Source organism: Actinosynnema sp. NPDC020468, assembly GCF_040642015.1.
Classification (GTDB): domain Bacteria; phylum Actinomycetota; class Actinomycetes; order Mycobacteriales; family Pseudonocardiaceae; genus Actinosynnema.
This window is the reverse complement of sequence record NZ_JBFAEO010000035.1, coordinates 63,497-84,927: the sequence shown is the minus strand read 5'-3', so window position 1 is coordinate 84,927 and position 21,431 is coordinate 63,497. Positions and strand designations below refer to the sequence as shown.

Here is a 21,431-nt window from a genome sequence, read left to right as displayed (position 1 = left end):
GGGCGAGTACCAACGGCAGTACTCTAGGACGTACTCCAGTACTGTCACGAGGGAGTGTGACACAGTTCCGCCATGACCTCGATCGTGCGCAGACCCTTGACGCCCCGGCAGGTGGAACTGCTCGGGCGGTTGGAGGCGCTGGTGCTTTCCGAGGGGTTCGCCCACCTCACGCTGGACGACCTGGCCGCCCGGCTGCACTGCTCGAAGTCGACCCTCTACACGCTCGCCGCCAGCAAGGAACAGCTCTCGGTCCGCGTCGTCGGCCGGTACTTCAAGGGCGCGGCGGAGCGGATCGAAACCCGGATCGGCGGCATCGAGGACGTCCGCACCCGGATCGGCACCTACCTGGCGGGCGCGGCCGAGGAGTTGCGGCGGGCGTCGGCCCAGTTCATCACCGACGTGTCCGCGTTCGCGCCGACCCGCACCACCTACGAGCGCAACGCCCGCGCCGCCGCCGAGCGGATCCGGGAGTTCATCCAGGACGGTGTGAAGGAGGGCGTGTTCCGGGACGTGCACGCGAGCCTCATCGCGGAGATGGCCGGCCTGCTGATCGAGGGCATCCAGACCGGCGTGCTGACCAGGCGGGCGCGGGTGTCCGACGCCGAGGCGTTCACCGCCCTGGGCGAACTGCTGCTGGACGGACTGCGCAGAGAACGGAGCCAGGCGTGATCGTCGTCGCAGGCGAAGCGCTCGTCGACCTCGTGCCCACGCCGCCGGGCGATCTCGCGCCGCGGCTGGGCGGCGGCCCGTACAACGTCGCGGTGGCCGCGGGCAGGCTCGACGCGCCGGTGTCGTTCCTGTCGCGGATCTCCACCGACCTGTTCGGCGACCGGCTGGTGCGCCGGCTGCGGGACAGCGGCGTCCACACCGAACTCGTGCAGCGGGGTGCCGAACCCACGACGCTCGCCGTCGTCGGGCTCGCCGAGGACGGCTCGGCCCGCTACTCGTTCTACGTCGAGGGCACCGCCGACCGCGAGGTGACCGATCCCGGCCCGCTGCCGCCGGACACGAGGGCGGTCAGCTTCGGCACGCTCTCGCTCGTCCTCGAACCCGGCGCGAGCACCTACGAGCGCGTGCTGTGGCGGGAAGCCGAACGCGGCGCGCTCACCGTGCTGGACCCCAACATCCGCGCGGCGCTCATCGAGGACCCGCTCGCCTACCGCGACCGCTACGACGCGTGGCTGCCGCACGTGGGTCTGCTCAAGGTGTCCATCGAGGACGCCCGCTGGCTCGCCGACCTGGACGACGACGCGCCCGAGGCCGACGTGCTGGAGGTGGCGCGCGAGTGGCGCGCGGCAGGCCCCGCCGCCGTCGTGCTCACCAGGGGCGCCGAGGGGCTCGCCGTGGTGACCGGCGCGGACGAGGTGATCCGCGTCCCACCGGTGCCGGTGGACGTGGTCGACACGATCGGCGCCGGCGACACGGTGCAGGGCGCGCTCCTCGCGTGGCTGCACGACCACGACGCGCTGTCCGCCGAGGCCGTCCGCGGTCTGGGCGCCTCGCAGTGGCGGCGGGCGCTGGGTTTCGCGGGCGCGGCGGCGGCCGTCACGTGCTCCCGCGCGGGAGCGGAACCGCCGTTCAAACGCGAGTTGGGATGACCTAGCTCTCACCGCCTCCGAGGTGGAGAAACAGGGCGAAAGGGCTACGGTGGGGGATGCACGCTAGGCACCGTGCATCCCTGTGTGATGCCGGTCCCATCCCGCAGAATCGGTTCACTCCGCGGCTGTGGAGCGGGTCGCCCGCCGACTAGCGTGGGAGAACTGACAGGACCCCAACGGGGTGGTTGCTGCGGTGCCGAACGACCACAGGGTCGCCCGGTTTCGCCGCGCTTGCGGAGCCCGCATGTGAGCCACCCCGCCTTAGCGTGAGAGGGACTCTGCATGTCCGACGCGACGATTGCGCCGAACGACACCCGTACCGTCGCGCTGCGCCATGAGGGTGGAGAGCACGAGATGAAGGTAGTACCGGCCACCGAGGGTGCGCCCGGTATCGACCTCGGCAAACTCCTGGCCACAACAGGCCTGGTCACCCTGGACAGCGGCTTCGTGAACACCGCGTCCTGTTCCTCCGAGATCACCTACATCGACGGCGACGCGGGCATTCTGCGCTACCGCGGCTACCCGATCGAGCAGCTCGCCGCGAAGTCCAACTTCAGCGAGGTCAGCTACCTGCTCATCTACGGCGAGCTCCCCACCGCCGCGCAGCTGGAGGAGTTCTCCTCCAAGATCAGCAGGCACACCCTGCTCCACGAGGACCTGAAGCGCTTCTTCGACGGCTTCCCGCGCGACGCCCACCCGATGCCGGTGCTGTCCTCGGCGGTGTCCGCACTGTCCACGTTCTACCAGGACAGCCTGAGCCCGTTCGACGCCAACCAGGTGGAGATCTCCACGATCCGCCTGCTGGCCAAGGTTCCCACCATCGCGGCGTACGCGTACAAGAAGTCCGTCGGGCAGCCGTTCCTGTACCCGGACAACTCCCTCGGACTGGTCGAGAACTTCCTGCGCATGACGTTCGGCTTCCCGGCCGAGCCCTACGACGTCGACCCGGACCTGGTCCGCGCGCTGGACCTGCTGTTCGTGCTGCACGCCGACCACGAGCAGAACTGCTCCACCTCCACGGTCCGCCTGGTCGGCTCGTCCGAGGCGAACCTGTTCGCGTCCATCTCGGCCGGCATCAACGCGCTCTTCGGCCCGCTGCACGGCGGCGCGAACAGCGCGGTGCTGGAGATGCTGGAGAAGATCCGCAACGACGGCGGCGACGTCGAGGCGTTCGTGCGCAAGGTGAAGAACAAGGAGGACGGCGTCCGCCTGATGGGCTTCGGCCACCGGGTCTACAAGAACTACGACCCGCGCGCCGCGATCATCAAGAAGACCGCCGACGAGATCCTCGGCAAGCTGGGCGGCGACGACCAGCTGCTCGACATCGCGAAGAAGCTCGAGGAGGTCGCCCTCGCGGACGACTACTTCGTGTCCCGCAAGCTGTACCCGAACGTGGACTTCTACACCGGCCTGATCTACCGGGCCATGGGCTTCCCGACGAAGTTCTTCACCGTGCTGTTCGCGCTCGGCCGGCTCCCCGGCTGGATCGCGCACTGGCGCGAGATGATCAACGACCCGGCCACCAAGATCGGCCGCCCGCGGCAGATCTACGTCGGCCCGACCGAGCGCGACTTCGTGCCGCTCGAGCAGCGCTGACCCTTCGGTCACACCCGAGAAGGCCCGTGCCACCCCGGTGGTGCGGGCCTTCCGCGTGCTCGTCGTGCAGGCCGCCGGCGGCGCTCCTAGGGTCGGGCGGGTGAGTTCCACTACCGTCGTCTGGTTCCGCCGCGACCTCCGGGTGGCCGACCACCCCGCCCTGCTCGCCGCCGCCGAGGGCGCGGACCGGGCACTCGGCCTGTTCGTGCTCGACCCGAGGCTGCTGCGGGCGTCGGGCACACCGCGCGTCGAGTTCCTGCACCGCTGCCTGCGCGACCTCGACGGGAAACTGGGCGGTCGGCTGATGATCGCGACCGGCGACCCGGCGGAGGTCGTGCCGCGGGTGGCGCGATCCGTTGGGGCGCAGGAGGTCCACGTGTCGGCCGACGCCGGTCCCTACGGGCGGGAGCGGGACGAGGCGGTGGCGGCGGAGGTCGAGCTGGTGCGCTCCGGGTCGCCGTACGCGGTCACGCCCGGCCGGATCACCAAGTCCGACGGCACGCCCTACCGCGTGTTCACCCCGTTCAAGCGGGCCTGGGAGGACCACGGGTGGCGTGCGCCCGCGCACACCAACCGGTCCACAGTGGACTGGGTCGAGCCCGCGAAGTCCGAGGAACTCCCGGCGGGGGAAGGACTTCCCGACGTCACGCGGCTGTGGCGGCGGTTCCGCGACGAGAAGCTCCCGGACTACGCGGAGCACCGCGACCGGCCGGACCTGGACGGCACCAGCCGGTTCTCCGCGTTCCTCAAGTGGGGTGTCGTGCACCCGCGCACGCTGCTCGCCGACCTCGGCGGCGACGAGGGCTCGCGGACGTTCCGCTCCGAGCTGTGCTGGCGCGACTTCTACGCGGACGTGCTGTGGCACAACCCGGACAGCGCGCGGCACAACCTCGACCGCCGGTTCGACCGGATGGCGCTGGACGAGGACGGGGAGCGGTTCGCGGCGTGGTGCGAGGGCCGCACGGGCTACCCGTTCGTGGACGCCGGCATGCGGCAGCTGCTCGCCGAGGGCTGGATGCACAACCGGGTGCGCATGGTCGTGGCGTCGTTCCTGGTCAAGGACCTGCACCTGCCCTGGTGGTGGGGCGCGCGGCACTTCATGCGGCACCTGGTGGACGGCGACCTCGCGTCCAACCAGCACGGCTGGCAATGGGCGGCGGGCACCGGCACGGACGCCGCGCCGTACTTCCGGGTGTTCAACCCCGTGACGCAGGGGGAGAAGTTCGACCCGGACGGCGACTACGTGCGCCGCTACGTGCCGGAGCTGCGCGACGTGCCGGGTCGCCGGGTCCACCGGCCGCACGACCCGATCGTCGACCACGCCGAGGAGCGCCGCGAGGCGCTGGCCCGGTACGAGGCGATCAAGGGTTAGCGCAGGGCGTCCCGCAGCCTCACCCGCGCCCCGGTGCGCAGCACCGCGTTGCCGTACACCCGACCGCCCAGCCAGGTGATCGCGGCGGCCGCGATCAGCGCCAGCACGATCGCCAGCGCGACCTGCCACCCCGGCGCGACGCCCATCGCCATCCGGCCGGGCATCAGGATCGGCGCGAACGGCGGCAGCACCGACAGCACCGCCACCGTGGTGTCGGACGCGTCCTGGATCATCAGGTTGATGCCGACCACGAACGCGATCACGATGGCCATGCTGATCGGCGTCAGCACCGACTGGAGCTCCTCCTGCCGCGACACCAGCGACGCGGCCGCCGCGAACACGGTGGCGTAGAGGAAGAAGCCGAGCAGGTACCAGAGCACGCCGGTGGCCAGCGCGCCGCCCGCGACGCCGCCGATGTCGATCACCCCGGTCGTGGTGACCAGCGCCAGACCGCCGCCGCCGAGCACCAGCAGCTGGAGCAGGCCGACCGCGCCGAGGCCGATCACCTTGCCCAGCAACAACTGCCACGGCCGCAGCGTGGCCAGCAGGATCTCCACCACCCGGCTGGACTTCTCCTCGACCACGCCCTGGGCGACCATCGTCCCGTAGACCAGCAGCGAGTAGTACAGCAGCGCGGCGATCACCAGCCCGATCGCGAGCCGTTGCCCGCGCTGGTCGTCCTGGGGTTCCAGCCGCACCACGTCGACGCCGGCCTTGGCCACGTTCGCCGACACCTTCGCCGGGTCGAGCCCGGCCTCGGCGAGCTGGGCGTTGAGCACCTGCTGCTTGACCAGCAGGTCGATGGAGCTGCGCAGCTCGTCGCCGAGCGAGTCCTTCACCACCACCCGCAGCGCGTCCGGCGCGCCGGTGATCAGCGCGTCCACCTCGCCCGCGCGCACCTTCTCCTCGGTGCCGGGCACGTCGGTGACGTCGATCGTCTCCACGTTCCGGCCGAACGACTTCGCGGTGTCCTTCAACGGTTGCGCCAGCACGGTCGCCTGCCCGCTCAACGCCACCGTGTCGCGGCCGTCGCGGTCGAACAGGAACGACTGGAGCAGCACGTAGCCGCCCATCACCGCGATGATCACCAGCGTGCCGACGAGGAACGACCTCGTGCGCACCTTGGTCACGAACTCGCGGCGCGCCACCAGGAACACCGCCCGACCCGGGCCCGGGCTGCTCATGCCGCGCTCCCCTCCGTCACCACGCTGCGGAACAGCTCCGTCAACCCCGGCCGCTGCCGGGAGAACTCGTGCACCGGCCCGGTCGCGAGCGCCGCGCGCAGCACCACCTGGTCGTCCGCGTCCGGCAGCAGCTCCAGCACCGCCCGCGCGCCCTCGTAGGCCGCCGACCGCACGCCGGGCAGCGCCGACGCCCAGCCGTGCGCCGCGCCGGGCGCCTCGACCACGAGTCTCGGCGCGCCGCCGGACCGCAGCTCGTCCACCGAGCCGCAGGCGACCAGCGACCCCGCCCGCACGATGCCGACCCGGTCGCACAGCCGTTCCACGAGTTCGAGCTGGTGGCTGGAGAACACCACCGGCACGCCCGTCGAGGCCTTCTCGCGCAGCACCTGGCTCATCACGTCCACCGCGACCGGGTCCAGCCCGGAGAACGGCTCGTCGAGCACCAGCACGTCCGGCTCGTGCACCAGCGCCGCGGCCAGCTGCACGCGCTGCTGGTTGCCGAGGCTGAGCTTCTGCACCTCGTCGCCGCGCCGGTCGCGCAGACCGAGCCGCGCGATCCACTCCTGGGCCGACCGGTGCGCGTCGTTGGCCGACAGCCCGTGCAGCTCGGCCAGGTAGACCAGCTGGTCCAGCACCTTCATCTTCGGGTAGAGACCGCGCTCCTCGGGCATGTACCCGATCCGCCGGCGCGTCTCGAGCGTGATCGGCGCGCCGTTCCAGCGCACCTCGCCCGCGTCCGCGGCCAGCACGCCCAGGGCGATGCGCATGGTCGTGGTCTTGCCCGCGCCGTTGCTGCCGACGAACCCGAACAGCTCGCCCGCGCGCACGTCGAAGGTCATCCCGTCGAGCGCGACGACCTCCCCGTAGCGCTTGGAGACCCGGTCGACCTCCAGCACCCCCTGTGGCACGCTTCCTCCCTGTTCAGCGGTAGACCTGCGTCGACAGCGGCGTGAACGGCGAGCGGCTGAAGACCGCCTCGACCGGCAACCCGAAAACCTCGCAGATCCGCAGCGCGAGGTCGAGGCTGGGGTAATGGTCTCCCCGCTCCAACGCGCCGATCGTCTGGGGGTTCACGTCCACCGCCCGCGCCAACACCGCCCTCGTCATACCCCGTTCCGCCCTGAGCACGCCGATCCGGTTGTGGATCGGCTGTTCGGGCCCCCGGCGCACCGGACTCATGCTACGAAGTGTTGCGAAAACCCAACACAACGGCAAGTAAACAGTGCGCGGAGGAAGCCGTTCGGAGGTATCCGCGAGCACTCCTCCCGGAAGTCACGATTCGGTGAAACGATGTGCCGCCGGGAACCGAAACGAACACGAACGGGTCGAACGCGTCGTGGGCCGAAAGCCCCGTTGCCGTGAGGGGTGAACATGGTGGAGCCGGACCAGTGGCTCGCGCAGTACGGGCAGAAGATCGAGGAGGCGAAGCGCAACGCCTCCCAGGCCGAGGCCAAGCTCGGCGGTGTCGGCGGCAGCGCGACGTCACCGGACGGCCTGGTCACCGTGTCGGTCAACGCGTCGGGCGCGCTGACGGACCTGATCCTGCGCCCCGGCCTGCGCGGCGAGGACCCGGAGCGCATCTCCGGGACGATCATGGCCGCGCTCGCGAAGGCGCAGCGCGCGGCGGCGGGCCAGGTCGTGGAGATCATGACCGATTTCGTCGGCGACGGCGCGGCGCTCGAGTTCGTCAAGGCCAACATGCCGAACGGCTATTCGGGTGACGGCACGGACCCCGAGGAACCGCAGCCGGAACCGGTGCGTCGAGACGACAGGCCCGACGACGACTACTTCACCAATCCACCCGACGTGATGGCGTGAGCAGGGGGTAGATGACGATGTTCGACTCGTTCCACGTGAGCCCGGAGGAGATCCGGGCACATGCGGGCACGGTCGACCAGTTGACGCAGCGGATGCTCCAGGCCACGCAAACCGCTGACCCGTCACTGTCGACCGACGCCTTCGGGGTGTTCGGCTCCTTCCTGGCGGGCTTCCTGCTGAAGACCGCCGGCCTCTCGCAGGACCTGCTCGGCCAGGCGGCCGAAACCGTCGCCGACATGTGCCAGGGCCTCAAGGAGGTCGCCGACCTCTACGAGAACATCGACCTCGACAACGCGTTCGGGTTCCAGGGGAAGGCACGCGGATGAGCACCACGGGCAGCAGCGCCACCGCGACGTCGGCCCAGGGGCGCGACCCGTCGCACCTGATCGGCGACGTGCAGGGCACCGTGTCCGCGGTCGAGCGCGGCGACTGGGTCCAGGCGGGCCTCGGCATGGCGAACACGGCCATGGGCATCGTCGGGCTCGCGTCCAACCCGCTGTCGGGCTTCCTGTCCGCCGGGTTCAGCTGGGCGATCAACCACGTGTCGTTCCTCAAGGAGCCGTTCGACGCGCTCCTGGGCAACCCCGACGCGATCGGCAAGATGTCCGGCAGCTGGGCGTCCGCGTCCAAGCAGATCGAGCAGATCGTGGCCGACTACCGCCGCACGTCGGTGGAGGAGACCAAGGGCTGGCACGGCAAGTCCGCCGACGGCTACCGGGCCGCGAGCAAGAAGCACGCGTCCGGGCTGGAGACGCTGGCCAAGGCCGCCAAGGGCATCTCCGACGCCGCCAAGGGCGCGGGCCAGCTCGTGGCGACCGTGCGCAAGACCATCATGGACCTGATCAGCCAGGCCGTGTCCGACATGGTCATGAAGATCATCGAGTGGCTGGCGGCGTCGTTCCTGACGTTCGGCGCGGCGATCGCGGGCGCCATCGCGGACATCGTGCAGATGGCGTGCAACTACGCCAAGAAGCTCGCCGACTTCCTCAAGAAGCTCGGCGACTCGCTGAAGAAGCTCATCGACCTGATCAAGTCGGTCGCCCAGATCGCCCAGACCGCCAAGCAGATCCTCCAGGCGATCACCGCGATGACCCACTCGAACAAGGGCAACGGCGCGGGCGGCAACACCCGGCCGTCCGCGGGTGGTCTCGGGATGACCGAGGACCAGCTGCGGAACATGGACCGCAACGCCGGCGGGCGGTACACGTCCGGGCAGACCGGCCAGACGGTGCCGAGCGGTGGTGGCGGCGGTGGGGCCAGTGGTCCGATCGCGTCGCGTCCGCCGGTGATCCCCGGCCTGCCGGGCGGTTCCTCCGGCGGCGGCACGACCAACCCCGGCGGCGCCTACCCCGGTGGTGGCACGAGCGGCCCGGTCGTGCGGCTGCCCGACAACCTGCACGGTCCCGGCGGCACCACGGGTGGGCCGGGTTCGACCGGCGGCGGCACGGGCGGCCACTGGGTGCCCGGCCACTGGGTCGAGGACCCGCCCGCGGCGGGCACCGGCGGTTCGGGCGGCGGCACGTACACCCCGCCCGGCTCGTCCTACGACCGGATCCTCAACCCCGGCGTGTCCTACCAGCCGGACGACTACACCGTGCCGACGTACAACCCGGGCGGCACCTTCAACCCCGGCGTGTACAACCCCGGGACCTACAACCCGGGCGTCTACAACCCGGGCGTGTACAACCCCGGTGTGTACGACCCCGGCACGTACAACCCGGGTTCGACCTACCACCCGGACACCACGCACGCCACGAACACGACGCACGGCGCGTCCCCGGTGATCCCGCCGGTGCGCCCGTTCTCCGCGTCCGACCTCTCGCACATCAGCGGGGCGGCCGGCGGCGGTGTCGGCGGGCTGGGCGGCGCGTTCGCGGGCGGCGCGGCCGGTGCGATGGCGGGTGGGGTCGGTGGCGTCGGCGCGGCCGGCGCGATGGCCGGCGGCACCCCGACCCTCCAGGCGGGTGGCGCCTCGGGCGTGCTCCCGGGTGGAGCGGGCGGCGGCGCGGCGGGTGTCGCCGGAGCGGCGGCGGCCGCGGCCGGCAAGGCGGGCGGCGCGGGCGGCATGGGGATGATGGGCGGCGCGCCCATGGCCCCGGCCGGCGGCGGCGAGGGTGGCGGCAAGGACCACCAGCGCAAGGTTCGCATCGAGGGCCAGCCCCTGGCCGAGGAGCCCCCGAAGGCCGCGAAGCCGGTGATCGGCGAGTAGTTCGGGTAGGCCGCGAGGCAACAGTGTCGAGAAGGGCCGTCCACTGTGGACGGCCCTTCTCGTTGTCCCTGAAGGGTTTCGACGTGGTGTCGGGGACTGCGCCTCGGGTGTGCCCCGGCGGACCGGCTCGGATGGCGCACGGTCCGGCGCTGGGGTTGTCGCGTGGCGGGCGAGGCGCGGTGCCGCCTGGGACCGCGGACGGCGGGCCGGTTCGGGCGGCGCGCGATCGGGCCTGGGGCTGCTGCCTGCTGGGTCGGCGGTGGGTGGGGGGCGGTGCCGGCTGGGACTGTGGTCGGCGGACCGGTTCGGGCCGCAGGCGATCGGACGCTGGGGTTGTTGCGTGGCGGGCGAGGGGCGGTGCCGGCTGGGACCGCGGTCGGCGGACCGGTTCGGACCGCGCGATCCGGCCCGGGGCTGCTGTCTGTCGGGTCGGCGGTGGGGCGAGGTGTTGTGCCGCCTGGGGACTGCGGCCGGTGTCGGTCGCGCGTTGCCGTCTGTCTCGGCGAGCGGTGCGGGGGCGGTGGGTCAGCGGGTCAGGGCGGTCAGTTCGGCGGTCAGGGTGTCGGTGACCTCCTGTTCCGCCCGGGCGCGGTCGGTCGGGACGAGGCCGGTGCGGGTGCGGCGGTCCAGGTGGTCGGCGGGGGTCAGGGCCAGTTCGTGGCGCACCGACCAGGCGACCTCGCCGACGGCGGCCACGGCCGGTGCCTCCGAGCCGTAGCGGGAGATCAGGGTCGGGTCGCCCGCGGCACGGCCCGCGCCCACCAGAGGCAGGGTCGCGGTACGGGAGCGGGTGGTGGTGAGGGCGGTGGCGTCGACGGCGTCGGCGGCCATGCGGCGGTACGTGGTGAGCTTGCCGCCCACGACCGTGGTGACGCCGTCGGTGTCCAGGATCGCGTGCCGGCGGGAGAGGTCCGCGCTCGGTCCCTCGCCGGTGTCGAGCAGGGGGCGCAGGCCCGCGAACGCGCCCAGCACGTCCGACCGCGTCACCTCGTGCTCCAGCACGGACGACGCCACGCCCAGCAGGAAGTCGACGTCGGACTCCGGCACGGTCGGCACGTCCGGGATCGGGCCCTCGACCGGCTCGTCGGTCAGGCCCAGGTAGACGCGGCCGTCGCGCTGGGGCAGCAGGAGCGCGAAGCGGTTGCGGGAACCGGGGATCGGGATGGTGAGGCCGCACGTCGTCACGCCGAGCCGGGCGCCGTCGAGGACCAGGTGCGAGCCGCGCGACGGCCGCAGCTTCACGTCCACCAGCGAGCCCGCCCACACGCCCGTCGCGTTCACCGCGGCCCGGGCGCGGACGGTGAACGGCGTGCCGGTCAGGGTGTCGACGGCCTGCGCGCCGGACGCGGTCAGGGCGGTGACCCTGGCCCGGGTGAGGATCCGCGCGCCGAAACCCGCCGCGGTCCTGGCCAGCGCCACGACCAGCCGCGCGTCGTCCACCAGTTGACCGTCGAAGCCCAGCAGGCCGCCGCGCAGCCCGGCCCGCCGCACGCCGGGCGTCAGCGCGAGCACCTCCGCGGCGGGCACCCGGCGCGGGCCCGGCAACACGCGCGACGGGGTCCGCGCCACCCGCCGCAGCACGTCGCCCGCGCGCAGCCCGGCCATCACCAGCGGGTCGGAACCCTTGCCGTGCAACGGGACCAGCTGCGGCAGCGCGCGGACCAGGTGCGGCGCGGTGGTGGTCATCAGGATGCCGCGCTCCACGGCGCTCTCGTAGGCCAGGCCGACCTCGCCCTGCGCCAGGTACCGCAGGCCGCCGTGCACCAGCTTCGAGGACCACCGGGAGGTACCGAACGCCAGGTCCTCGGCTTCCAGCAGGCACACCGACAGCCCGCGCGAGGCGGCGTCCAGCGCCACGCCCGCGCCGGTCACGCCGCCGCCGACCACCAGCAGGTCCACGACCTCGGAGGCCAGTCCGTCCAGCTCGGTCCGGCGGCGGGCGGCGTTCAGCGACGTGCTCATGACAGCGCTCCGTCCAGGAAGCGGCCCAGTTCGCCGACCAGGTCCTCGAATTCCAGCCCGTTCGTGGCCGGCCGCACGGACAGCACCATCGACTGGGTGGCCAGCAGCACGAGCCTGGCCTGCACGGCGGGGTCGCCCGGGCGGATCGAGCCGTCGGCGTGCCCCTCCACGATCCGGTGAACCAGGTACTCCTCGACCAACCTCTGCGTGCTGCCCAGGCGTTGTACCAGGTAGGGCAGCATCAATTCGGCGTCGAGGTCCAGCACTCGGCGCAGAAGGGGGTCCGCTGCCAGCAACCTGATGCCCGAGGTGGCCTGCGACACCAGCCTGGTGCGCGCGGTGTCGCCGACGGGGGTCACGCGGGAGAGGAGGTGCGAGAACTCACGGGTCATCAGCGCGCGCACGAGCGTGCCGACGTCCGGGAAGCGGCGGTAGAGGGTCATCCGGCTCACGCCCGCGCGCTTGGCGATGTCGGTCAGCGTGGTGCGTCGGACGCCGACCTCGACCACGCAGTCGCGGGCCGCGTCGAGCAGGGTGTCGTCACTGTGACGTTGCGACGTCATGTGTCACACTGTAGCGGTGACCGAGCGCATCGACCACACCCTCCGGGGCAGCTGGACCGCCATCACGGGGTCACTGCCGCCGCACGCCCTCAAATGGCTCCACAAGCGGATCGGTGTCGACGCACGCACACCCGCCCGCAGCCCGTCCGTGTCGCCGTCCGGTCTCGGCGACGAGGCGCGGGCCGCGCTGGCGGCCGTCGTCGGGCCCGGTCACGTGCGGGTCGACCGCGAGTCGCGGTTGGGGCGCGCGGGCGGGTTGTCCTACCTCGACCTGCTGCGTCAGCGCGGCACCGGCGAGCTGCCGGCGCCGGACGGCGTGGTGCTGCCGGGGTCGCCCGACGAGGTGGTGGCCGTGCTGCGGGCGTGCGTCGAGCACGACGTGGCCGTGGTGCCGTTCGGCGGTGGCACGTCGGTCGTCGGCGGTGTCGCCGCGCTGCGCGGGGACAAGGCGGCGGTGGTCGCGCTCGACCTGAGCCGGTTGAACCGGCTGGTCGAGGTCGACCCGGTGTCGCGGACGGTCGTGCTCCAGGCGGGGGTGACCGCGCCGCGGGCCGAACGGCTGCTCGCACCGCACGGGTTCACGCTCGGGCACGTGCCGCAGTCCTACGAGCGCGCCACCATCGGCGGGTTCGCCGCGACGCGGTCGGCCGGTCAGGCGTCGAGCGGCTACGGGCGGTTCGAGGACATGGTCGAGGGTCTTCGGCTGGCCACGCCGGTCGGCGAGTGGCGGCTGGGTGCGGCGCCCGCGTCGGCGGCCGGTCCCGACCTGAAGCAGCTCGTGGTCGGCAGCGAGGGCGTGCTGGGCGTGATCACCGAGGTGCGGCTGCGGGTGCGGCGCAAGCCGAAGGTCGAGCGGTACGAGGGTTTCGTGCTCGACGGCTGGGAACGCGGTCAGCGGCTGGTGCGCGAACTGGCGCAGGACCGGGTGCTCGCCGACGTGACCCGACTGTCCGATGTGGACGAGACGGCGGTGTCGCTCGCGCTGTCCGGGGGGTGGAAGACGGCCGCCATGAAGGGCTACCTCAAGGCCCGTCAGGTGTCCGAGCCCTGCCTGCTGATCCTGGGCTGGCACGGGGCGTCGGAGTCCGAGGTCAGCAGGCGGCGCGCGGACACCCTGCGGGGTCGGCGGCTGCTCTCGCTCGGCCGCCCGCTGGGCGAGGCGTGGCGGCACGGTCGGTTCAACGGGCCGAGGCAGCGCGACGCGCTGATGGAGATCGGCGTGTGCGTCGAGACGCTGGAGACCGCGGCCCACTGGTCGCGGATCTCCGAACTGCGCGCGGCGGTGCGAGGGGCGCTCAAGGACGCGCTCGGCGACTGCGTCGTGATGTGCCACATCTCGCACGCCTACGAGACGGGCGCGTCGCTCTACTTCACCGCGATCGCGGCGCGGGACGTGGCGGATCCGGTGGGGCAGTGGCAGGTCGCGAAGGCCGCGGCGAGCGAGGCCATCGCGGGGTTGGGGACGATCACCCATCACCACGCGGTGGGAGCCGATCACGCGCCGTACCTGGAGTCCGAAATCGGCGGTCTCGGTGTGGACGTGCTCACGTCCGTCAAGCGGACACTTGACCCGACCGGGGTGCTCAACCCTGGCAAGCTCCTCCCCGGCGGGCTAGCGTCGCTGCGTGACCGGTGATCTGCTGATCCGATCCGTCCGCCCGTGGCCCAACGCCCTGGACGAACCCGTGGTCGACGTGCTGTGCCGGGACGGCCTCGTCGCGGAGTCCGGACCGGGGCTCGCCGCGCCCGAGGGCGTGCCCGTGGTCGACGGCCGGGGCGGCGTGCTGCTGCCCGCGTTCGTGGACTCGCACGCCCACCTCGACTCGACCCGCCTCGGCCTGCCCTTCCGCTCGCACAGCGCGGGCACCGGCCTGGCCGAGCTGATCGACAACGACCGGCGCAACTGGCGGTCGGCGGAGAAGTCGGTGGCCGAGCGGGCGACCCACACCCTCGGCCGGACCATCGCGGCCGGCGCGACGCACGTGCGCAGCCACGCCCAGGTCGACGTCGACTCGGGCCTCGAGAAGCTGGAGGGCGTGCTCGCCGCGCGCCAGGCGCACGCCGACCGCGCGCACGTGCAGGTGGTGGCGTTCCCGCAGGTCGGGATCCTGCGCGAGAAGGGCACCGCGGAGCTGCTCGACGCCGCCCTGCGCGCCGGCGCGGACCTGGTCGGCGGCCTCGACCCGGCCGGGTACGACCGGGACCCGGTCCGCCACCTGGACGTGGTGTTCGGGTTGGCCGAGAAGCACCAGGTCGGCGTGGACGTGCACCTGCACGACGAGGGGTCGCTCGGCGCGTTCACCATCGAGCTGATCTGCGAGCGGGTCGCCGCGCTCGGCATGCAGGGCCAGGTCACCGTGAGCCACGCGTTCGCACTGTCCTCTGTGGACTCCGAACGGCAGCGCGAGCTGGTGGACCTGCTGGCGGAGCACGACGTCGCGGTCACCACCGTGTCGCCGGGCGCGCGCGAACCGCTGCCGATCCGGCAACTGCGGTGGGCCGGCGTGCGACTGGGCCTGGGTCAGGACGGCATCCGCGACTACTGGTCGCCCTACGGCAGCGGCGACATGCTGGAGCGGGCCTGGCAACTGGCGCACCGCAACGGTTTCCGGCAGGACGCGCTGGTGGAGATGTGCGTGGACATCGCGACCAGGGGCGGCGCGGCCGTGCTGGGCACGACGCTGGGGCTCACCGAGGGCGCGCCCGCGGACCTCGTCGTGGTGCCGGGCGACACCGTGACCGCCGCGGTGATGGACCGCGCCCCGCGCACACTCGTGGTGCACGCGGGGCGGGTCGTGGCCGTCGAAGGGGAACTGGTCTAGTCCCGGGACAGCACCGAGCGGCACGCGACGACGGTCCGCCCGACCGCGTCGCGCACCGCCGGATCGGGGTCGGACTCCAGCTCCAGCAACGCTTCCAGCACCGCGGGCACCGCGTCGCGGCAGCCCATCGCGGACCACGCGAGCAACCCGTTGGCCCGCACCTCGTCCTCGTAGAGCGAGTCGTCGCCGTCCGGGTCCTCCAGCCACGCCGCGACCTCGGCCTCCAGGTCGCGGCCGGGCGGGTTCGCCAGGTCGACGCACGCCTCGTCGCAGTACACCGCGACCTCCACCACCTCGGCGAGGAACCACACCAGGTCCTCCCGGACGTCGGCCACCCGCGGGTCGCCGAGCAGCGCGACCACCGCGAGCGCGGTCGCGGGCGTCGCCGTCCACGGCGTGCCCTGGTGGACGATCGCCGAGTGCAGGTGGGCGACCGCGGCTTTTCGTTGCTGCGCGGTGCCTTCGAGGAGCGCGTGCAGGTGGCCGGGCGTGTCCGTCGCGCGGCCGTACGCGTGCAGGGGGATCAGAGCGCCACCAAAGCCTTGCCGATGTTCTCGCCGCGCAGCATGCCGATGAAGGCCGCGGGAGCGTTCGCGAGACCGCCGGTGGTGATCGTCTCGCGGTGGCGCAGGCTGCCGTCGCGCACCCAGCCGCCGACTTCGCGCTCGAACGCGGGCCGCAGGTGCTCGTGGTCGCGCACCAGGAAACCGCGCAGCGTCACCCTCTTGCCGACGGCCAGGCTCAGGTTGCGCGGACCGGCCGGCTGGTCGGTGTTGTAGTTGGAGATCGCGCCGCACAGCGCGAACCGCGCGTACAGGTTCGCCGACGCCAGCGCCGCCTCGAGCTGCGGGCCACCGGTGTTGTCGAAGTACACGTCGACGCCCTCCGGCGCGGCGGCGGCCAGCAGGTCGCGCACGTCGCCGTCGTGGTAGTCGAACGCGGCGTCGAAACCCAGTTCCTCCACCAGGTACGCCACCTTCTCGGCGGAACCGGCCGAGCCGATCACCCGCTTCGCGCCGCGCAACCGCGCGACCTGACCCGCCACCTGCCCGACCGCGCCCGCCGCGCCGGACACGAACACCGTGTCGCCCTCGCGGAACGCGGCCACGTCCAGCAACCCGGCGTACGCGGTCAACCCGGGCATGCCCAGCACGCCGAGCGCGGTCGAGACCGGCGCGACCTCCGGGTCGACCTTCACCGCGTCGCCGACCACCGCGTACTCGCGCCACCCGGCGAAGTGCGCCACCGTGTCGCCGACCGCGATGCCGGGCACGTCGGACACCAGCACCTCGCCGACCGCGCCGCCCTCCAGCACCGCGCCCAGCGCGAACGGCGGCACGTAGGACTTCGCGTCGTTCATCCGGCCGCGCATGTACGGGTCGACGCTCATGAACGTGTTGCGCACCAGCAGTTGTCCGGGCCCCGGGGTCGGCACGGGCGCCTCGACCAGCGCGAAGTCGTCCGGGGTCGGGAAGCCGGTGGGGCGGGAGGCGAGGTGTACTTCCAGCGCGGTGCTCGGCACGGTCATACGTCGCACAACCCCGCCCGCGGTCAGCGCTGTTCCACCGATCGAGTGTGACGTGCGTCGCGCAGGGCCGTCACGCTCCGGTAGACGTAGCCCAGCCGTCGGTACACGGCGATGGCCGCGGCGTTGGCGCCGTCGACCATCAGCGCGCACGTGCCGTGCTCGGCCAGCAGCACGTCGGTGAGGAACGCGCACACCGCGGTGGAGAACCCGCGCCCGCGGTGGTCGGGCAGCGTCGCCACCCCCGCGACGAACCCGACCCCGTCCGCCGACCACGCGTCCGCGCCCACCGCCACCACCCCGCCGGCCACGTGCACCCCGGCCCACCGCCGCGGCCCCGGCTCGTGCGGCCACACGTAGGTGTGCGGATTGGCCTTGCGCAGCAACGACTCCACCCCGCCCCACTCGTCCGGCGCGAGCCAGCGCACGTCCTCGGCCGGTGCGGCGGACGCGGGCCGCGCGCCCGGGTCCGGCCGAAGCGCGTCGGCGATGGGCGGGGTCCACCCGTCCTGGATCGGCGGATAGGCGTCGGTGGTGGCCGAGGTGGTGTCGGCCCGGCCGGGCGACGACCGCTCGTCCTGGCCCGGCGGAAGCGCGCCGGCGTCGGTCTGGGTGTTCGCCGCCAGGCTCGGCGGGGTCCGCCCGTCCTGGATCGGCGGATAGGCGTCGGTGGTGGCCGAGGTGGTTCCGGCCCGGCCGGGCTGCGTCCGCTCGTCCTGGCCCGGCTGAAGCGCGCCGGCGGTGGGGGAGGTGCGTCCCGTCCCGCCGGACCGCCGGTGTGGGCCGTGCCCGCCCTCGGCGTGGGGCGGCGCGGGTTCGGCGGCCGAGGGCCCGGTCCGCTCCATCCAGCCGAACGTTGCCTGCTCGGCGAGGTCGGGCACCAGCCTCGTCAGGTCCGCCACCTGCGCGGTCACCACCAGGGGCTTGAGGCCCTCGTGGTGGGCTCGCGCGATCGCGGCCACGCCCTCGAGCGGGCCGGCGAGGACCAGGCGGTCGTGGCGGTTCAGGGCTGGTGCGCGCACGCCCACCGCGCCGGCGTGCTCCCAGGCGGCGCCGGCGCGGCCCGGTGCCAGGCACTGGGCGGCCCAGCGGACCAGCGGGTCGGGGTTCGCCGCCGCCACGTCGGCGGCCGTGGGCAAAACGCGCATGACCGCATGATGGCCCGGGGTCTACCCTGCGCGGAGTGGATATCCGCGAGGTCACATCACTGTCCGACGTGCTGGCGGCCGGGCACCTGTTCGACGACCCGCCGCGCGAGGACGCCACGGCCGCGTTCCTCGCCGATCCCCGACACCACCTGCTGTTCGCGTACGTGGACGGCGAGCCGGCCGGGTTCGTCTCGGGCGTGGAGACCATCCACCCGGACAAGGGCGTGGAGATGTTCCTCTACGAACTCGGCGTGCACGACGTGTTCCACGGTCGGGGCATCGGCACCGCGCTCGTCTACGCGCTGCTCGACCTGGCGCGGGAACTCGGCTGCTACGGGGTGTGGACCGGCACCGAGAGCGACAACACCGGCGCGCTGAAGACCTACGCGCGCACCGGCGCCGACCTCGACCCGGACACCGTGTTCGCGGCCTGGGACTTCTAACCCTTGCGGCGCAGCAGCGACCGCTTCTGCAACGCGTCCTCGAACTGCTGGTAGGCGTGGTCCATCGCGCCCGTGTAGTCGTTCTGCGGGCGCCGCGGCACCGACTCGTCCGGCGCGGGCATCGGTTTCATCTCGAGCCACCGCTCGTCCCACAGCGCCTCGACCGCCTGGTCCCACACGACCGACACGCCGATCCGGACGTCCCGCTCCTGCTCGATCACCCGGGCCATCAGCTCCTGGGTCTCGGCCAGTCGGCGCAGCAGCTCGGCCACCCGGCGGCGGTCGTTGTCGCGCATCCGCTCGTAGGACTCGGCGGCCAACGCGACGATCTCCTTGTACCGCTCGACGGCGGACACCTCGACCTCGCCCTGCGCGCCCCGTTGCGTCGGCACGACCTGGTGACCGACGTGCGCGGTGCTGTCCCGGTTCACGATTCCTCCCCGGTGTCGAACGGGATGACGACCTGCGGCCTCGAGTGCTCGAACCGGTCGAAGAACAGCCCGCGGTGCGGTCGCGGCGACCACGACATCACCTGCTCCGGGCCGAGCGACACCAGTTCCTTGCCCTGCACGTCGAACGCGATCCACGCGCCGATGTCGTCGTTCACGCCCGGCGGCAGGCTCGCCTTGAGCCGCTGCACGCCGCGCCACCACCCGAGCAGGTGCGTCCGGTTCTCCGGCCCGTGCTTGAGGACCGCACGCAGACTGTCCACTCCGGTCATCCGCGCGTCGTCCTTCTTCTCCAGGAACGTCTGCGCCGCGTCGACCGCGAACACCACGAGGTAGTGCGGGTTCAGCAGGGCGTGCTCCTCGCCCTTGGCGACCTTGTTCAGCCGCTCCGCCTCCCCGTCCAGCAACGGCCGGAACTCGTTCATCCGCACCAGTTCGACGGTGTGCTCCAGGTCCTTGAGCTGCTTGACGAGGCGGTCCGCGTGCGGGAACGCGTCCTCGGCCAGGGACACGACGCTGAACCTGGCCTCGTTCGGACCGTGTTGCGCGGCAAGGGAAAGCGCGCCGTTGACCAGGATCGCCGCCGCGTCCGCCGCCGACGAGCCGAGCACCGCGATGTTGCGACCCGGCGTGCGCGGGAACCGGACGCGCGCCGCGCTGCCCGCCACGTCGATCACCTGGCCCAGCAGCACGGTCGGGTTCGGCTCGCCCCGGCGCAGCGCGCGGAAGTCGGGCAGCGACCGCAGGGTCGGCACCCGGCTGCCGTCGAACAGGATCGGCTCGGCGAGGTCCGCCGGCCGGGCCTGGAACAGCGCGGCCTGCACCGCGTCGAACGAGCCCTTGCCGGTGGCGTCCGGGATCCGTGCGACCGCGTTGCCCGGCCGCACGCCCGACTCGTGGTTCACCACGGCGTGCCAGCGCGGCAGTTCCACGGCCGCGTCGTTGGTCGCGTCGACCAGCACCCGGCGCGCCTTGGGCAGCGCGATCCGCACGGTGAACTGGTCGAAGATGGCCGCCTTGCCCCAGAAACCCTCGATGCTCGACACGTCCTGGCTCGACAGCACCAGGTGGATGCCCTGCGACCGGCCGCGCCGCGCCACGTCCTCCAGCAGCTGCGTGGCCTGCGCGGTCACCTGGTCGCGTTCCAGGAAGAGGTACTGGAATTCATCGATCACCGCGACGATCCGCGGCCACCGGCCGTGCGGGTCCTCCTCGCGCAGCTGCTCCAGCTTGGTGACCTCGTGCCGCTTGGCCGCGTCCGCGCGCCTGCGCATCTCGTCGGACAGGAACCGCAGCAGCGCCACGCCGAACTCGCGGTCGGTGTTGACGTTCACCCCGACCAGCCGGGCGTGCGGCAGCCAGCTCGGGTCCTTGCGGCCCGGCGCGAACTGCGCGAACGACACGCCCTCCTTGAAGTCCAGCAGGTACAGCTCCAGCTCGTCCGGCGAGTACCGGGCGGCCAGGCTGCCGAGCATGGCGTAGAGGAAGTTGGTCTTGCCCGAGCCGCTCGGTCCGCCGATCAGCGCGTGCGGCGAGGTGTCGCCCAGCGCCACGTGCACCGGCTCGCCGTCGTCAAAACCCACTGGTGCGACCACGCCGGCGGCCGAGTTCTCCTGCCAGAACGCCTCCGGCAGCAGGTCGGCGAACCCGCCGAGCCGGGTCCGGCGCTCCTCGCGCTTCTCCGCGATCGCCGCGCACGCCCGGGGCACCAGGGTGCGCGGGAACGGCGGGTCCAGCGTCACCGTCACGTGCTTGCCGGTCATGGTGCAGGTCGCGGACTGGTCGGCGGCGATCGAGACGGTTTCGATCGGCGAGTTCACCGTCACCGGGATGTCGACCAGGAACAGCTGGATGCCGCAGGCCAACCCGTTGCGCGCCACGCGTTGCAGCTGCTGCTGGTGCTCCTCGCGCAGCGGCTGCCGGTTGCCGAAGAGCACCGCGACGCGCCACGGCTCGGTGCGCCGCCCGCCCGCCGCCCGCACCGACTGGTGGCCCTCGACCAGCACGCCGGTGTGCACCCGGCGGATGTGGTCGGACAGCTCGTCCAGCAGCTCGTGCAGCCGCTTCGGGTCGTGCACGGTCAACAGGCCCGCCCTGGTCAGCGGGTACAGGCCGGGCAGCGAGCCGGTGAGCTGGTTGACGTCCCACACGTGCACCTGGACCAGACCCGGCTGGAAGTGGCCGAGCATCCGCAGCAGGAGGTTCTCCACCAGCCCGTCCGCGGCCTGCCTGCTGTCGGGGGTGGACGCGATGTGCAGGTGCGCCTGGTCGAGCAGCGGCACCGCGACCGGGAACCGCTGCGGCTCGGGCGCGCTGCGCACCACGCCGGTGCCGATCCGCCACAGGTCGGGCACGCCCTCGCTGCCGTCGGCCTGACCCGGTTGGCCGAGCCACGACTCGTGCGGCCACGACGCCGGGCCGCCCGCGACCGCCGTCACCAGCGCGGTCAGCTGGTCCGGCCCGCGCTCGGACCACTCGCGGTAGGCGTCGACCCGGTCGATCAGCGCCTTCGCCAACTGCGGGGCGAACTTCGGGTTGTCCAGCGCGCGGGCGAGCACCGGGTCCGCCAGCGCGCGGTCGACGCCGTCGCCGCGCAGCATCACCTCGACCATGTCGCGGGCGCGGTCCTCGGCCAGCAGCCGCTGCTCGCGGGTGGCGTTGCCCAGCGTGGCGGCCACGGCCCGGCGGAGCTGGTCGAAGGTCTCCTCGATCCTCCGCCGGCGGTCGTCGCGCCTGTTCACG

At 72.7% G+C, this 21,431-nt stretch carries 20 protein-coding genes; 10 read left to right on the top strand and 10 right to left on the bottom strand.

The window, feature by feature from the left end; genetic code table 11:
- Nucleotides 1-72: 72 nt before the first annotated feature.
- The 4 genes from AB0G50_RS24130 to AB0G50_RS24115 all read left to right on the top strand — a co-directional run bounded on the left by AB0G50_RS24130 (nucleotide 73) and on the right by AB0G50_RS24115 (nucleotide 4,566).
- Entirely contained in the window at nucleotides 73-669 is a 597-nt protein-coding gene (locus AB0G50_RS24130; protein WP_360112408.1) for a TetR/AcrR family transcriptional regulator, read from the top strand.
- Entirely contained in the window at nucleotides 666-1,598 is a 933-nt protein-coding gene (locus tag AB0G50_RS24125; protein WP_360112406.1) for a carbohydrate kinase, read from the top strand. The genes AB0G50_RS24130 and AB0G50_RS24125 overlap by 4 nt, the downstream gene beginning before the upstream one ends.
- Before the next feature lie 282 nt (nucleotides 1,599-1,880).
- Nucleotides 1,881-3,194 carry a citrate synthase gene (locus AB0G50_RS24120; protein ID WP_360112404.1) on the top strand — a complete coding sequence of 438 codons (1,314 nt, stop codon included), beginning with the start codon at nucleotides 1,881-1,883 and terminating at the stop codon, nucleotides 3,192-3,194.
- A 100-nt stretch (nucleotides 3,195-3,294) separates the two neighbouring features.
- Nucleotides 3,295-4,566, top strand: a complete 1,272-nt coding sequence (locus AB0G50_RS24115) for a deoxyribodipyrimidine photo-lyase (RefSeq protein WP_360112402.1) — start codon at nucleotides 3,295-3,297, stop codon at nucleotides 4,564-4,566.
- On the opposite strand, the gene AB0G50_RS24110 is transcribed toward AB0G50_RS24115, so the two are convergent.
- From AB0G50_RS24110 to AB0G50_RS24100, 3 genes are read right to left on the bottom strand one after another with little or no spacing between them, the layout of a single operon-like run.
- The gene (locus AB0G50_RS24110; protein ID WP_360112400.1) at nucleotides 4,563-5,750 is read right to left on the bottom strand and encodes an ABC transporter permease; all 1,188 of its coding nucleotides are present in this window, start codon (nucleotides 5,748-5,750) and stop codon (nucleotides 4,563-4,565) included. The genes AB0G50_RS24115 and AB0G50_RS24110 overlap by 4 nt on opposite strands.
- Nucleotides 5,747-6,658, bottom strand: coding sequence for an ATP-binding cassette domain-containing protein (locus AB0G50_RS24105; RefSeq protein WP_360112398.1), 912 nt, complete (start codon nucleotides 6,656-6,658; stop codon nucleotides 5,747-5,749). The genes AB0G50_RS24110 and AB0G50_RS24105 overlap by 4 nt, the downstream gene beginning before the upstream one ends.
- 13 nt (nucleotides 6,659-6,671) lie before the next feature.
- Nucleotides 6,672-6,929: a helix-turn-helix transcriptional regulator gene (locus AB0G50_RS24100; protein ID WP_360112396.1), complete on the bottom strand. Its 258-nt coding sequence runs from the start codon at nucleotides 6,927-6,929 to the stop codon at nucleotides 6,672-6,674.
- 192 nt (nucleotides 6,930-7,121) lie between these two features.
- Between AB0G50_RS24100 and AB0G50_RS24095 the strand changes: the two genes are divergently transcribed.
- Genes AB0G50_RS24095 through AB0G50_RS24085 form a run of 3 tightly spaced genes read left to right on the top strand, consistent with a single transcriptional unit; the run spans nucleotide 7,122 to nucleotide 9,777 of the window.
- Nucleotides 7,122-7,568: a YbaB/EbfC family nucleoid-associated protein gene (locus AB0G50_RS24095; protein ID WP_360112395.1), complete on the top strand. Its 447-nt coding sequence runs from the start codon at nucleotides 7,122-7,124 to the stop codon at nucleotides 7,566-7,568.
- A gap of 11 nt (nucleotides 7,569-7,579) precedes the next feature.
- Nucleotides 7,580-7,894 (top strand): type VII secretion target, encoded by a 315-nt coding sequence (locus AB0G50_RS24090; protein ID WP_360112393.1) that lies wholly within the window; start codon nucleotides 7,580-7,582, stop codon nucleotides 7,892-7,894.
- Nucleotides 7,891-9,777 carry a hypothetical protein gene (locus AB0G50_RS24085; RefSeq protein ID WP_360112391.1) on the top strand — a complete coding sequence of 629 codons (1,887 nt, stop codon included), beginning with the start codon at nucleotides 7,891-7,893 and terminating at the stop codon, nucleotides 9,775-9,777. Before AB0G50_RS24090 ends, AB0G50_RS24085 begins: the two co-directional genes overlap by 4 nt.
- Before the next feature lie 525 nt (nucleotides 9,778-10,302).
- On the opposite strand, the gene AB0G50_RS24080 is transcribed toward AB0G50_RS24085, so the two are convergent.
- Nucleotides 10,303-11,739 (bottom strand): glycerol-3-phosphate dehydrogenase/oxidase, encoded by a 1,437-nt coding sequence (locus tag AB0G50_RS24080; RefSeq protein ID WP_360112389.1) that lies wholly within the window; start codon nucleotides 11,737-11,739, stop codon nucleotides 10,303-10,305.
- Complete coding sequence (locus AB0G50_RS24075; RefSeq protein ID WP_360112387.1) at nucleotides 11,736-12,302, bottom strand: TetR/AcrR family transcriptional regulator; 567 nt, start codon at nucleotides 12,300-12,302, stop codon at nucleotides 11,736-11,738. Before AB0G50_RS24075 ends, AB0G50_RS24080 begins: the two co-directional genes overlap by 4 nt.
- A 16-nt stretch (nucleotides 12,303-12,318) precedes the next feature.
- Between AB0G50_RS24075 and AB0G50_RS24070 the strand changes: the two genes are divergently transcribed.
- Nucleotides 12,319-13,938 carry an FAD-binding oxidoreductase gene (locus AB0G50_RS24070; protein ID WP_360112385.1) on the top strand — a complete coding sequence of 540 codons (1,620 nt, stop codon included), beginning with the start codon at nucleotides 12,319-12,321 and terminating at the stop codon, nucleotides 13,936-13,938.
- Nucleotides 13,928-15,124, top strand: a complete 1,197-nt coding sequence (locus AB0G50_RS24065) for an amidohydrolase (RefSeq protein ID WP_360112383.1) — start codon at nucleotides 13,928-13,930, stop codon at nucleotides 15,122-15,124. The genes AB0G50_RS24070 and AB0G50_RS24065 overlap by 11 nt, the downstream gene beginning before the upstream one ends.
- On the opposite strand, the gene AB0G50_RS24060 is transcribed toward AB0G50_RS24065, so the two are convergent.
- From AB0G50_RS24060 to AB0G50_RS24050, 3 genes are all read right to left on the bottom strand, one after another.
- Nucleotides 15,121-15,486, bottom strand: a complete 366-nt coding sequence (locus tag AB0G50_RS24060; RefSeq protein WP_360112381.1) for a hypothetical protein — start codon at nucleotides 15,484-15,486, stop codon at nucleotides 15,121-15,123. The genes AB0G50_RS24065 and AB0G50_RS24060 overlap by 4 nt on opposite strands.
- Before the next feature lie 161 nt (nucleotides 15,487-15,647).
- The gene (locus AB0G50_RS24055) at nucleotides 15,648-16,652 is read right to left on the bottom strand and encodes an NADP-dependent oxidoreductase (RefSeq protein WP_360112379.1); all 1,005 of its coding nucleotides are present in this window, start codon (nucleotides 16,650-16,652) and stop codon (nucleotides 15,648-15,650) included.
- 23 nt (nucleotides 16,653-16,675) lie between these two features.
- Nucleotides 16,676-17,797 (bottom strand): GNAT family N-acetyltransferase, encoded by a 1,122-nt coding sequence (locus tag AB0G50_RS24050; protein WP_360112377.1) that lies wholly within the window; start codon nucleotides 17,795-17,797, stop codon nucleotides 16,676-16,678.
- 35 nt (nucleotides 17,798-17,832) lie between these two features.
- Between AB0G50_RS24050 and AB0G50_RS24045 the strand changes: the two genes are divergently transcribed.
- The gene (locus AB0G50_RS24045; RefSeq protein ID WP_360112375.1) at nucleotides 17,833-18,240 is read left to right on the top strand and encodes a GNAT family N-acetyltransferase; all 408 of its coding nucleotides are present in this window, start codon (nucleotides 17,833-17,835) and stop codon (nucleotides 18,238-18,240) included.
- Here the strand turns inward: AB0G50_RS24045 and AB0G50_RS24040 are convergent.
- Both AB0G50_RS24040 and AB0G50_RS24035 read right to left on the bottom strand, forming a co-directional pair.
- Entirely contained in the window at nucleotides 18,237-18,671 is a 435-nt protein-coding gene (locus tag AB0G50_RS24040) for a hypothetical protein (RefSeq protein ID WP_360112373.1), read from the bottom strand. The two genes, AB0G50_RS24045 and AB0G50_RS24040, sit on opposite strands and share 4 nt — an antisense overlap.
- Nucleotides 18,668-21,430: an FtsK/SpoIIIE domain-containing protein gene (locus AB0G50_RS24035; RefSeq protein WP_360112371.1), complete on the bottom strand. Its 2,763-nt coding sequence runs from the start codon at nucleotides 21,428-21,430 to the stop codon at nucleotides 18,668-18,670. Before AB0G50_RS24035 ends, AB0G50_RS24040 begins: the two co-directional genes overlap by 4 nt.
- Nucleotide 21,431: the final 1 nt, after the last annotated feature.